Here is an 11,886-nt window from a genome sequence, read left to right on the forward strand (position 1 = left end):
GTGCTCATGCTGCTGGTGCCCCTCTACGAGCATCCCGCCGACCGGCCCGAGGACTGGGAACTGCTGATCCGCTCCGCCGGCCGGCTGCACTCCGTGGTCCTCAATCCGGCCAGCGGGCCGGGCGAGGCCCCCGACGAGCGGTTCGCCGCCGTCGCGCAGCGGCTGCGCGACGCCGGGGTGCCCGTCCTCGGGTACACCGACACCGACTACGGTCGGCGCCCGCACTCCGCCGTGGTGCAGGACCTGCTGCGCCACCGCGACTGGTACGGCGCCGACGGGGCCTTCCTCGACCAGGCCTCCGCCGACCCGGCGCTGCTCTCGCACTACGGGCGGCTCGGCGTCGCCGCCCGGGCCGCCGGCGCCCGGACCCTCGTCCTCAACCACGGGGTCCACCCGCACCCCGACTACGCCGCACTCGCCGATCTGCTGGTCACCTTCGAGGGCCCCTGGGACGCCTACCGGGACGCCTCGGTGCCGCCGTGGACGGCCGACCACCCCGCCCAGCGGTTCTGCCACCTCGTGTACGCGGTCCCGCCGGGTGCGCCCGCCGCCGAGCTCGCCCGGCAGCGGGGGGCCGGGGTGCACTGCGCGGTCCCCGGCATCGGAGCGCACCCGTGGGGGACCCTCCCGTACGCGCTGGAGGCCGCCGGATGACCCCTTCGCCGCGCGGCGCGGTCCGCGGCGGCCGGGTCCTGCCGCTGCTCCTGCTGCTCCTGCTGGCCGCATGCACCACCGAGGCGCCTCCGGAGCCGCGGGACGTGGCGCCCGCCCCGGCGCCGGGGCAGCGCTGGCAGCCCGTACCGGCGGTCAGCTGGCAGTGGCAGCTCACCGGGAAGCTGGACACCTCGGTGAAGGCGGCGGTGTACGACGTCGACGGGTTCACCACCACCAAGGCGCAGGTCGGCGCCCTGAAGAAGGCGGGCCGGCGGACCATCTGCTACGTGTCCGCAGGTGCCTGGGAGGAGTTCCGCCCTGACGCCGGCGCCTTCCCGAAGGCACTGCTCGGCGCGGGCAACGGCTGGGACGGAGAGCGCTGGCTGGACATCCGGCGGCTCGCCGAGCTGGAGCCGCTGATGGCGAAACGGTTCGACATGTGCCGGGAGAAGGGCTTCGACGCGGTGGAGCCGGACAACATGGACGGCTACCGCAACTCGACCGGGTTCCCGCTCACCGCGGAGGACCAGCTGGCGTACAACCGGCTGATCGCGAAGCTGGCGCACGACCGGGGGCTGGCGGTCGGGCTGAAGAACGACCTCGACCAGATCCCGCAGCTGGTGGGGGAGTTCGACTTCGCCGTCAACGAGCAGTGCGCCGAGTACGACGAGTGCGAGCGGCTCACCCCGTTCATCGCGGCGGGCAAGGCCGTCTTCCACGTGGAGTACGAGGGCCGGATCGGCCAGTGGTGCCCGCAGTCACGGCGGCTGAAGCTCAGCTCGATGCAGAAGAAGTACGACCTGGACGCCTGGCGGCAGTACTGCACACCGCAGGGCTGAAGTCCCGGACGACCGGCCCCCGCGAGCCGGGCACGACCGGCAGGACGTCCTGGACCCGCTAGGTCACCGGGAGGACGGCGTGCACGCGGTAGCCGCCGCCGAAGCGGGGCCCGGCGAAGCAGGAGCCGCCCAGCGCCGTCGCCCGCTCGCGCATGCCGAGCAGCCCGTGGCCGCCGCCCGCGCCCTCGTCCTCCCCGGCCGCGGCGGCGCCCCCGTCGTCCAGCACGGTCACCTCGACCGAGGCTCCGACCCGGACCACGCTGACCTCGGCCCGGACCTCCGGCCCGGCGTGCTTGCGCACATTGGTCAGGGCCTCCTGGATCACCCGGTACGCCGCCAGGTCCACGGCCGCCGGCAGCGGGTCCCCGTCCCGGCCCAGCTCGACCATCACCTTCACCGGCAGCCCGGCGTGCCGGAAGGTGCCCACCAGCTCGTCCAGGACGGCCAGCCCAGGCGCCGGTTCGGTCGGTGCCTCGGGATCGCCGGACTGCCGCAGCAGTCCGACGGTGGCCCGCAGTTCGTTCAGCGCCGAGCGGCTCGCGTCCCGTACGTGGGCCAGGGCCTCCTTGGCCTGGTCGGGACGCTTGTCCATGACGTGCGCGGCCACCCCCGCCTGCACGTTGACCAGGGCGATGTGGTGGGCCACCACGTCGTGCAGGTCCCGCGCGATCCGCAGCCGCTCCTCGGCGACCCGGCGCCGGGCCTCCTCCTCGCGGGTCCGCTCGGCCCGTTCGGCCCGCTCCCGTATGGCGTCGATGAACGCCCGCCGGCTGCGCACGGCGTCGCCGGCGGCCGCGGCCATCCCGGTCCAGGCGAAGATGCCGATGTTCTCCTGGGCGTACCAGGGCAGCGGACCGGCCAGCATGGCCACGCCCGTCAGCCCCGCCATCGTGAGCAGGGCGATGCGCCAGGTGGTGGGCCGGTCGGTACGGGAGGCCAGGGTGTACAGGGCGATCACCGTGGACATGGCGACGGGTGCCCGGGGCTCGCCGGTGGTCAGCTCCAGCAGGCACAGCCCGATGGTCACGGCGAGCACGGTGCGCGTGTGCCGGCGGCGGAAGACCAGCGCGGCCGCGCCCAGCACCATCAGGAGCAGGGAGAGCGGCTCGGGGGTCTGGGTCCCGAAGGTGGGCCCGTGCGGACCGTGGGGATCGGCGAAGGAGCCGACGACCATGGAGACGAGCGCCCCGAGCGCGAGCACGGCATCGGTGGCCAGCGGATGGGACCGCATCCAGTGCCGGGTGGGGGCGAACGGCCCGAGGTCTGTCGTCACCCCGATACGGTACGGCTTGCCCGCGCCGGGGCGGGCAAGCCCGTCAGGTGCCCGGCCGCTGCGGGGGCAGCGGGGGCGCCGGGGGCGGGCGCCGGCCGAGGGGGACGCGGGAGCGCTCCGGGCCCCACTTGGCGCGGACCACGCACACCGCCATGACGGCCGCGATGGCCGCGAGGTGCTCCTTGCCGGCCAGGTTGTCCTTGACCAGCACCTCGCCGATCATCACCACGATCACGAGGGCGCCGGTCAGGTACGCCCGGTACCGCCAGCACACGTAGATCGCCAGGCCGACCACCGCCGCCGAGGGCCCGGTGTCGTTGACGACGCGGTCGGACAGCGGCAGGCCGAAGGGGTGGTCGGCGCCCAGGGAGAGACCGATCCGCGCGTACGTGGTCCCGGCGAGGGTGGCGACGTAGCCGATGACCAGCGTGCGCCACCAGCCGATGCAGATCTCCGAGATCCCGAAGACCAGCAGGATCTGGGCGAGGGCCCCCCACACGGGCAGGTCGAGGGCGGGGACGAACAGGGACAGCGGGGTGCGCAGCACGGCCAGCCACAGCGGGTCGACGGCTTTCACCGATCCGAGGTTCTGGACCGGCTGGAACCCCCAGGACGTGTTCTGGACGATCTGGAAGACCGAGGTCAGGCAGACGGCCCCCAGGGTCATCGGGGCCGCCCGCCACTTGTCGCGGACCAGGGCGTCCCGGACGGTCCAGAACAGGGGCCCCCACTCGCGGCGGGCGAACCGCCGCAGGGGGGTGGTCGTCCAAGCCGTCAACGATTGGTCTCCAGATGTTTGCGGTTCAGCCACTTCGGCAGACCGGGAGCCTCCAGGAAGCCCTCGGCCCGGCCCGCCGCGATACCGATCCGCAGCAGGTCGGAGCTCTTCTCGAAGAGCATGAACCGCGGCTCCCAGATCGGCCGGTATTTGGCGTTGGCCCGGTAGAGGGACTCGATCTGCCACCAGCGGGAGAAGAAGCTCAGCAGCGAGCGCCACATGCGCAGCACCGGACCCGCGCCGAGCTTGGACCCCCGCTCGAAGACGGAACGGAACATCGCGAAGTTGAGCGAGACCTGTGTGACGCCGATCTCCTTGGAGCGCTCGAGGAGTTCGATGACCATGAACTCCATCAGTCCGTTCTCGGAGTCGCGGTCGCGGCGCATCAGGTCCAGGGACAGGCCCTTGGGGCCCCACGGCACGAAGGACAGGACGGCGCGCAGATCGCCGTTGCCGTCGGTGCACTCCAGCATCACGCACTGGCCGTCGCCGGGGTCGCCCAGTCGGCCCAGCGCCATGGAGAAGCCGCGCTCGGTCGCGCCGTCGCGCCAGTCGTCGGCGCGGGTGAGGAGCACGGCCATCTCCTCGGCCGGGATGTCGCAGTGGCGGCGGATGCGGACGGTGTAGCCGGCGCGCTTGACGCGGTTGTAGGCCTGCCGGACGGTCCGCATGGCGCGGCCCTCCAGCGTGAACTCGTCGGTCTCGACGATGGCTTCGTCGCCCAGCTCCAGCGCGTCCAGTCCGTGGCGGGCGTAGATCTGCCCGGCTTCCTCGCTCGCGCCCATGACGGCCGGCACCCAGCCGTGTTCGCGGGCCTCGGCCAGCCAGGGCTCGATGGCGCCCGGCCAGGCCTCGGGGTCGCCGATCGGGTCGCCGGAGGCCAGCGAGACCCCGCCGACGACGCGGTACGTGACGGCCGCCTTGCCGGTGGGGGACCAGATGACGGACTTCTCGCGGCGCAGCGCGAAGTAGCCGAGCGAGTCGCGGTCGCCCTGCTTGGCGAGCAGCGCGCGCAGCTTCTCCTCGTCCTCGGGGGTGAGGGGGTCGACGGCGCGGCGCGAACGGAAGGCGGCGAGCAGCACGGCGATCAGGAGCAGCGTCGACATGACGTTGATCACGATGTCCACCCAGCCGGGCGTGGTGATCGCGGCGTAGTCGCGGGCGTTGGGCTCCAGGGTGATCAGCCGCATCACGCCGTACCGCCAGCGGGCCAGGAACGTGGCCTCGGCGGCGTCCGGGTCGGTGTTGGCGGCGCCGACGATCAGCGCGGCGAGCAGCGAGGTGCACAGCAGGCCGACGGCGCCGACCGCGGTGGCCAGCTTCGGGTTGGAGCGGTCGCCCTTGGCGTAGAACTCGCGGCGGCCGAGCACCAGGGCGCCGACGAAGCCCGCGGTCAGGGCGAGCGAGACCCAGTTCTGGGTGTGGTCGCGGAACTCCGGGTAGCAGAGGTTGAAGTCACCGCTGGTGCACGGGGCGAAGGCCGCGGTGGCGAAGGCCAGCAGCAGCATTCCGCCGAGCACCAGGTTCAGGATCCAGGCGGCCCGTTTGCGGCGGCCCATGGTGACCGCGAGCAGCAGCGAGAACATGCCGGACGCGAAGCCCGCGGTGAGCAGGTACGGGGTGTAGAAGTCTGCGGTGTTGTGCCGGCGCAGGTCCTGGCCGAGCGAAAGCCACACCGCGCTGAGGAAGTTGACGAAGGTGACGGCGCGCAGGTACCAGACCGCGAACGCGGCGCCGCGCCGCGAGCGGGCGGATCCCCGGCCGGTCTCCCGGCCGCCCCCTTCGTCCTTCCTGTCGTCTTTCCTGCTGTTCGTGTCCTTGCCGGACCCCTGTGCCGCCTTGGCGGCCGGTGCGGTGGTCCGGTCGATGTCTGCGCTGGTCAAGCGGGCCTCTCCCATGAAACGCGATCATATGGGGCGCCGCCGACCGGGCGCTCAGTCCTTCGGCTGCTCCGGCTCGTCCGGCTCCTGCGCGGCCTGCTCCGGGAGCTGCGCCGCGAGTGCGGCCGCCGCCTGGACCAGGGGGAGAGCCAGCAATGCCCCGGTACCTTCTCCCACAGTGACGCCGTGGTCGAGCACGGGGTTGAGTGCCATCCGGTCCAGGGCCTTCGTCTGGCCCGGCTCGCCACTGGCCTGCCCGGCCAGCCACCAGTCGGGGGCGCGGAACGCCGCACGCTGGGCCACGAGCCCGCAAGCTGCGGAAACGACCCCGTCGAGGATGACCGGAGTACGGCGTACCGCGCACTGGAGCAGGAAGCCGGTGATCGCGGCCACGTCCGCGCCGCCGACCGCCGAGAGGAGGGCCACCTGGTCGCCGAGGACCGGGCGGGCCCGGCGCAGCGCGTCGCGGATCGCCGCGCACTTTCGCATCCAGGTCAGGTCGTCGATGGGCCGCCCGCCGCGGCCGGTGACCACGGAGGCATCGGTTCCGCACAGGGCCGCGACGAGCGTCGCCGCGACCGTGGTTCCACCGACGCTCAAGTCGCCCAGGATCACCAGGTCGGTACCGGAGTCCGCCTCCTCGTCGGCGATCCGCATGCCGAGCCGCAGGGCCGCGTCGGCCTCCTCGATCGTGAGCGCGTCCTCGACGTCGATGCGCCCGCTGCCGCGGCGCACCCGGTGGCGGACCACGTCCTCGGGCAGCAGCCCCGGCTCGCAGTCCAGACCGGCGTCCACGATCCGTACGCCGGCGCCCAGACGCCCGGCGAGGATCGACACCGGGCTGTTCCCGTCGAGCACCGAACGCACCAGCTCGTGCGCGCCGCCGGCGGTCCGGGCGGACACCCCCGCGGCGGCGATCCCGTGGTCGGCGGCGAACAGCACGACGCGGGGCCGCTCGATCGGCCGGACGGGCACCCGGCCCTGGGCGGCGGCGAGCCACTCGGCGAGCTCGTCGAGCCGCCCCAGCGCCCCGGCCGGCACGGCCAGCCGTTCACGGCGTTCCTCGGCGTCACGCCGGACGCCCCCGTCGGGGCGCTCGATCAGATCGGAGAAGTCGTCGAGATTCAGCGTGGTCATCTGCCAGAGCGTACAGCCGGTGAGGCCCTCCCCAAGCCCCGTCCCGCGACCTCGCGGGACGGGGCGCGCGGTCACTCCTTCAAGACCGCCGCCTGCCCGGCCACCACCAGCAGGACGTGCTCGCACTCGCCCGCCACCAGGCTGTTCAGGCGCCCCAGTTCGTCGCGGAAGCGCCGCCCGGAAGCGGTCGCGGGAACGATCCCCGAGCCCACCTCGTTGCTGACCGCCACCACCGTCCGGCGGGTCGCCCGCACCGCCGCCACCAGCTCCGCGATCCGCTCCCGCAGCTCCTTCTGACCCCGCGCCGCCCAGACCGCGTCGTCCCAGGCGCCGGCCCGGTCCATCGCGTCCGTCAGCCACAGCGCCAGACAGTCGATCAGCAGCGGCGGCCCTCCCTCCACCAGCAGCGGCGCCAGCTCGCAGGTCTCCAGCGTCCGCCAGCTCGCCGGCCGCCGCTCGCGGTGCAGGCCGACCCGCGCCGCCCACTCCGCGTCGCCGTCCCGGGAGCCGCCGGTGGCCACGTACTCCACCTCGGGGAAGCCGGCCAGGCGCCGCTCCGCCTCGACGGACTTCCCGGAACGGGCCCCGCCGAGCACCAGCGTCCGGCGCGGCAGGTCCGGCACCGCGTGGTATTCGCCGACGGTCACCGTCGTCCCGTCCGGCACCGCCCGCGCACCGGCCGCCGCGCACCGGCGCTCCAGCTCCCGGCCCGGCGGGACGTCGTGGTCCAGGTGCACCGCGATCACGTCCGTGGTCGGCCCGGCGGCGCCGCTCGCCCGCAGCCGGGCCAGCGTCTCCGGCCGGCCCAGCACGTCCGCGAGCACCATGTCGTACGGGCGCTGCCCGACGGCACCTCCCCCGGACTCCGTCCGGGGGGACCCCCAGCCCGCAGGTGCCCCGCCGGGCGGGAGGTACAGCAGCCGGCTGCCGTCCGGGCCGGTCACCTCGTACCCGGTGCCCGGCGCGTCCATCGGCACCGCCCGCACCCGGTGCCCGCTGATCACCGCGAGCTCCCGCCCGTCCGGCACCCGCCCGGCGGCCGGCAGCCCCGGGGGCAGCTCCACCGGCGGTCCGTCGTGCGGATGGGTGAGCAGGACCTGCCGTACGCCGGCCAGGGAGTGCCCCGCGCGGGCGCCGGCCAGCACCGCCCCGGGGGTCAGGTCGAGCAGCAGCGCACCGTCGACGAGCAGGGAGGTCGCGGCGCGCGCCCGGGCGCCCACGGAGAGCGCGCAGGCCGCGCAGGGACAGCCGGGACGGGGCAGTCCCTCGGGTGTGCCGGTGCCGAGCAGAGTGAGTTCCACAGGAAGATCCTCCCGCGTCCCCGAGACTGGTGCGCGCCCGGCTACTCTGCGGGCAGACTCAAGCAGAGATGCGTGCGGAACGCGTGCGAGCAGCGGACGAGCAACGGAGGCGGACATGGCGTGGACGTGGCGGTTCGAGACGGCCGACGGTACCGAGACCAGCCCGGCGGTCGAGCCGGAGGAGTTCACCACGCAGGGCGACGCGGAGTCGTGGATCGGCGAGGTGTGGAAGGAGCTGCTGGACGGCGGCACCGAGACGGTGAAGCTGTCCGACGACAACGGCACCGAGCTGTACACGATGAGCCTGCGCGCGGCGCTGGACGCCTGAGCGGCAGCCTCTGACGCGAGAAGCCCGGACCCCCGCGGGGGTCCGGGCTTCCGTGCGTGGCGTGGCGGGGCGGGTCAGCCCCGTACGCCGCACAGGTGCAGCAGCGCGGCGACCCCGCGGTACGGATCGGTCCGCCCGGCGCGGTCCTCGGCGGCCAGCAGCCGCTCCAGCTCCTCGTCCGGGGGCAGCGTCTCGCCGGCCTCGGTGCCGTCGGTGAAGACGCGCACGCCGTACCAGGCCGACAGCGGGGCGCCGATCCCGGACAGCGTGGCCGTGAGCCCCGCCAGCCGGTCGGCCCGTACGTCCAGGCCCAGCCGGTTCGTGTAGTCGACGGTGTCGAAGGCGGCCAGCGCGGCCGACCAGTCGGCGCCCAGGCCGGGCCGCATGGCGAGGGCGTCGCCGTTGCGCACCAGCAGGGACAGCAGGCCGCCGGGCGCCAGCATCCGGGCCAGCCCGGCCAGCATCGCGTCCGGTTCGGGCACGTACATCAGCACGCCGTGGCAGAGCACCACGTCGAAGCTGCCCGGCAGGAAGTGGGCGCCGGTCTCGCGGCCGTCGCCCTCCAGGAGCTCGACGCGGTCCTGGATCCCGGCGGGCTCGGCCGCCAGCGCCTCCTGGGCGACGGCGAGCATCGCGGGATCCTGCTCGAGTCCGGTGACCTTGTGCCCGGCGCGGGCGAGACGCAGCGCCTGGGTGCCCTGGCCCATGCCGACGTCGAGGACGCGCAGCCGCTGCCCGACCGGGAAGCGGTGCGCGATCTGTTCGTCGACCTGTCGGCCCACGAGTTCCTGGCGGACGGCGTTGCGCAGTCCGCCCAGTCCCTCGAGCCACAGCCTGGCTCCCGGCGCGAAGCCGTCCCCCGACGCTCCGGGCTTGCCTCCGCTCAGGGCCGTTCCCCGCGCTTGACCTGCGGCTTCGGCAGGCGCAGCCGGCGCATCTGGAGGGTGCGCATCAGGCCGTACGCCACCGCGCCGCGGCGCGGCTCGTCGGGGAAGCGCTGGGAGAGGGCCTTGCTCAGGCGGAAGCCGAGGCCCACGGAGTCGACGAGGATCAGCGCGATCACGGCGAGCCACAGCAGCAGGGCGATGTTCTGGATGGACGGAACCCGCACCATGCTCAGCACCAGGATGACCACTGCCAGCGGCAGGAACATCTCGGCGACGGAGAAGCGGGAGTCCACGTAGTCGCGGACGAACTTGCGCACGGGGCCCTTGTCGCGGGCCGGCAGGTAACGCTGGTCGCCGTTGGCGAGGGCCTCGCGCTGCCTGGCCATCTCTTCGCGACGGCGCTCGCGGGCGCGCTTTGCATCCTCCTTGCGATTGCCGGTCGATGCCACGACGGCCTTGCGCTGCGACTGGGCCACAGCACGCTTCGGCGTCGGGCGGCCCTTGGGGGCCTGCGGGTCACGGGGCTGCGAGAGGTCGGCGCTCACCTTGTCGGTGGCGGCGGCCTTCTCTTCCTTGGAGGAACGGCTACCAAACACAAAACCCAAGCCTACGTGGTCGCGGCCGGGTACCCCACTCTGCCGGGGAACGATCCGGCAACGGCGGGCGTCTTCCCTGTGCAGGGTTCGTGACGCGGTCGCGCTCGGGGGAGCACCTACTCCCTACGCCTGACACGGGCGGCGTGGACTCGTCCTGGAGGAGGAGCGCATCCGTACAGGAACAGTGCGGTAATGGAGACAGGGCCCGTACTGTGGGTCCTGTCGGTGACCTGGAGCACAGTCCGTCTAGAAGGGGGCGCGCGAAGCCCATGAGCGGTGTCATGAAGCGTATGGGGATGATCTTCCGCGCGAAGGCGAACAAGGCCCTGGACCGGGCCGAGGACCCGCGCGAGACCCTCGACTACTCGTACCAGAAGCAGCTGGAGCTGCTGCAGAAGGTGCGCCGCGGCGTCGCCGACGTGGCGACCTCCCGCAAGCGCCTCGAGCTGCAGCTCAACCAGCTCCAGGGCCAGTCCGCCAAGCTGGAGGACCAGGGCCGCAAGGCCCTCGCCCTGGGTCGCGAGGACCTGGCCCGCGAGGCCCTGTCCCGGCGCGCCTCGCTGCAGCAGCAGGTCAGCGACCTGGAGGTGCAGCACCAGACCCTCCAGGGCGAGGAGGAGAAGCTGACGCTGGCCGCGCAGCGCCTGCAGGCCAAGGTGGACGCCTTCCGCACCAAGAAGGAGACCATCAAGGCGACGTACACGGCGGCGCAGGCGCAGACCCGCATCGCGGAGTCCTTCTCCGGCATCTCCGAGGAGATGAGCGACGTCGGCCTGGCCATCCAGCGGGCCGAGGACAAGACGGCCCAGCTCCAGGCGCGGGCCGGCGCGATCGACGAGCTGCTGGCCTCCGGCGCCCTCGACGACCAGAGCGGCCTCGGCTCCAAGGACGACATCCAGGCCGAGCTGGACCGCCTCTCGGGCGGTACGGACGTGGAGCTGGAGCTCCAGCGGATGAAGGCCGAGCTGGCCGGCGGGCCCTCGGCGCAGCAGCAGGCCATCGAGGGCGGTGCCCAGGGCAACGCCCAGCAGCCTTCGCAGACCCAGCACCGCTTCGACAAGCAGTAGGACGGGGTCCGTCATGATTGTCCGCATCATGGGGGAAGGTCAGGTGGAGGTGGCCGACGGCCACTTCGCCGAGCTCAACAAGCTGGACGACGAGCTGCTCGCGGAGATGGAGAGCGGTGACGAGGAGGGCTTCCGGCGCACGCTGGGCGCGCTGCTCGACGCCGTACGGCGGCTCGGCGCGCCGCTGCCGGACGATGCCCTGGAGCCGTCCGAGCTGATCCTCCCCGCGCCGGACGCCTCGCTCGACGAGGTCAGGGAGATGCTCAGCGACGACGGCCTGATCCCGGGCTGATCATGACGTGACGGCGCCCGGCCCGGCCCCTTCGGGGGCCCGGCCGGGCGCCGTCGTCTTCAGTGCTTCGTGGACTTCGAGATCTGTGCCCGCTCCGGGTCGGGGGTCCCGCCGATGAAGTTCTCGAACTTGCGGCGCGGGATCGCCCAGCGCCGGTCGTGGTGGAAGGCGCGCAGATTGGCCTTGGCGCGGGCCCGTGGACGTTTCGCGTAGAACCTCTTCGCGTAGGGGGAGCCGGGCCGGGCCAGCCGGATCGCCCCGATCAGCGCCAGGAAGGGGATGACCGTGCCGAAGAGGGCGGTGCGGGCCTTGCCCTTCCACAGGGCGATCAGGGCCAGGAAGAAGTTGGTGGCGGTGTTCATGATGATCAGCCCGCGGCTCTGCCGCTCCTCGGAGGTCAGGTCGTTGACACCGAACGGCAGGAACCCGCCCAGCACCAGCGCCACCAGCGCGGCGGTCAGGACGACGATCTCGACGCTCTTGCGGCCCTGCTCGCTCCAGTAGACGTCGTCGAGGTGCAGGATCAGCGCGAACTCGTCGAGTACGAGGCCCGCGCCCAGACCGAAGATCACGGCGGAGAGCATGGCGCCGAAACCGTGCCGGCCGCTGCCGACGGCCCCGAAGCCGCCGATGACCACGAGGATGACGCCGGGCACCACGTGGTGGATGTGCACGCCGCCCGGGGTGATGTTCTTGAAGGGCCCCCGTCCCGCCCGGATCATCCGCGTGATCACACGGGTGATCAGGAACGACAGGACGAACGAGAGCAGGGCGAGGAGGAGCGGGAGTTTGCCCGGCTCGACGATGTTCCGGTACCACCAGTGACCCATATCGTCGGCTCCCCTGTTGTGGCA

The 11,886-nt window shown here is 73.1% G+C and carries 13 protein-coding genes; 5 read left to right on the forward strand and 8 right to left on the reverse strand.

The annotated features are described in order from the left end of the window. Positions 1 to 6 precede the first annotated feature (6 nt). Positions 7 to 654 (forward strand): spherulation-specific family 4 protein, encoded by a 648-nt coding sequence (locus ACFY1T_RS06925; protein ID WP_390787287.1) that lies wholly within the window; start codon positions 7 to 9, stop codon positions 652 to 654. After that, complete coding sequence (locus tag ACFY1T_RS06930; protein WP_390787288.1) at positions 651 to 1,493, forward strand: endo alpha-1,4 polygalactosaminidase; 843 nt, start codon at positions 651 to 653, stop codon at positions 1,491 to 1,493. Before ACFY1T_RS06925 ends, ACFY1T_RS06930 begins: the two co-directional genes overlap by 4 nt. A gap of 58 nt (positions 1,494 to 1,551) precedes the next feature. On the opposite strand, the gene ACFY1T_RS06935 is transcribed toward ACFY1T_RS06930, so the two are convergent. The 5 genes from ACFY1T_RS06935 to ACFY1T_RS06955 form a co-directional block, all read right to left on the reverse strand. Next, positions 1,552 to 2,724 (reverse strand): sensor histidine kinase, encoded by a 1,173-nt coding sequence (locus ACFY1T_RS06935; protein ID WP_390787438.1) that lies wholly within the window; start codon positions 2,722 to 2,724, stop codon positions 1,552 to 1,554. 85 nt (positions 2,725 to 2,809) lie between these two features. After that, positions 2,810 to 3,544, reverse strand: coding sequence for a hypothetical protein (locus ACFY1T_RS06940; RefSeq protein ID WP_390787289.1), 735 nt, complete (start codon positions 3,542 to 3,544; stop codon positions 2,810 to 2,812). Next, entirely contained in the window at positions 3,541 to 5,442 is a 1,902-nt protein-coding gene (locus tag ACFY1T_RS06945; protein WP_390787290.1) for a phosphatidylglycerol lysyltransferase domain-containing protein, read from the reverse strand. The genes ACFY1T_RS06940 and ACFY1T_RS06945 overlap by 4 nt, the downstream gene beginning before the upstream one ends. A gap of 36 nt (positions 5,443 to 5,478) precedes the next feature. Continuing rightward, entirely contained in the window at positions 5,479 to 6,561 is a 1,083-nt protein-coding gene (cobT, locus tag ACFY1T_RS06950) for a nicotinate-nucleotide--dimethylbenzimidazole phosphoribosyltransferase (RefSeq protein WP_037846144.1), read from the reverse strand. A gap of 71 nt (positions 6,562 to 6,632) precedes the next feature. Then, complete coding sequence (locus tag ACFY1T_RS06955; RefSeq protein WP_390787291.1) at positions 6,633 to 7,862, reverse strand: bifunctional adenosylcobinamide kinase/adenosylcobinamide-phosphate guanylyltransferase; 1,230 nt, start codon at positions 7,860 to 7,862, stop codon at positions 6,633 to 6,635. Positions 7,863 to 7,977: 115 nt separating this feature from the next. Here ACFY1T_RS06955 and ACFY1T_RS06960 point away from each other — a divergent pair, with 115 nt between their 5' ends. Next, the gene (locus ACFY1T_RS06960; protein WP_053692955.1) at positions 7,978 to 8,190 is read left to right on the forward strand and encodes a hypothetical protein; all 213 of its coding nucleotides are present in this window, start codon (positions 7,978 to 7,980) and stop codon (positions 8,188 to 8,190) included. A gap of 74 nt (positions 8,191 to 8,264) precedes the next feature. Here the strand turns inward: ACFY1T_RS06960 and ACFY1T_RS06965 are convergent, their stop codons facing one another. Further along, entirely contained in the window at positions 8,265 to 9,023 is a 759-nt protein-coding gene (locus ACFY1T_RS06965; protein ID WP_390787439.1) for a class I SAM-dependent methyltransferase, read from the reverse strand. Positions 9,024 to 9,073: 50 nt separating this feature from the next. Next, complete coding sequence (locus ACFY1T_RS06970; protein WP_390787292.1) at positions 9,074 to 9,682, reverse strand: DUF3043 domain-containing protein; 609 nt, start codon at positions 9,680 to 9,682, stop codon at positions 9,074 to 9,076. Between the two features lie 260 nt (positions 9,683 to 9,942). Here ACFY1T_RS06970 and ACFY1T_RS06975 point away from each other — a divergent pair, with 260 nt between their 5' ends. After that, positions 9,943 to 10,740: a PspA/IM30 family protein gene (locus ACFY1T_RS06975; protein WP_229340323.1), complete on the forward strand. Its 798-nt coding sequence runs from the start codon at positions 9,943 to 9,945 to the stop codon at positions 10,738 to 10,740. Positions 10,741 to 10,753: 13 nt separating this feature from the next. After that, positions 10,754 to 11,032 carry a hypothetical protein gene (locus ACFY1T_RS06980; protein WP_390787293.1) on the forward strand — a complete coding sequence of 93 codons (279 nt, stop codon included), beginning with the start codon at positions 10,754 to 10,756 and terminating at the stop codon, positions 11,030 to 11,032. 59 nt (positions 11,033 to 11,091) lie between these two features. Here ACFY1T_RS06980 and ACFY1T_RS06985 read toward each other — a convergent pair whose 3' ends face one another. Next, positions 11,092 to 11,862: a hypothetical protein gene (locus tag ACFY1T_RS06985; RefSeq protein WP_390787294.1), complete on the reverse strand. Its 771-nt coding sequence runs from the start codon at positions 11,860 to 11,862 to the stop codon at positions 11,092 to 11,094. Positions 11,863 to 11,886: the final 24 nt, after the last annotated feature.

This window comes from Streptomyces sp. NPDC001194, assembly GCF_042896985.1.
In the GTDB taxonomy this organism is placed as follows: Bacteria; Actinomycetota; Actinomycetes; order Streptomycetales; family Streptomycetaceae; genus Streptomyces.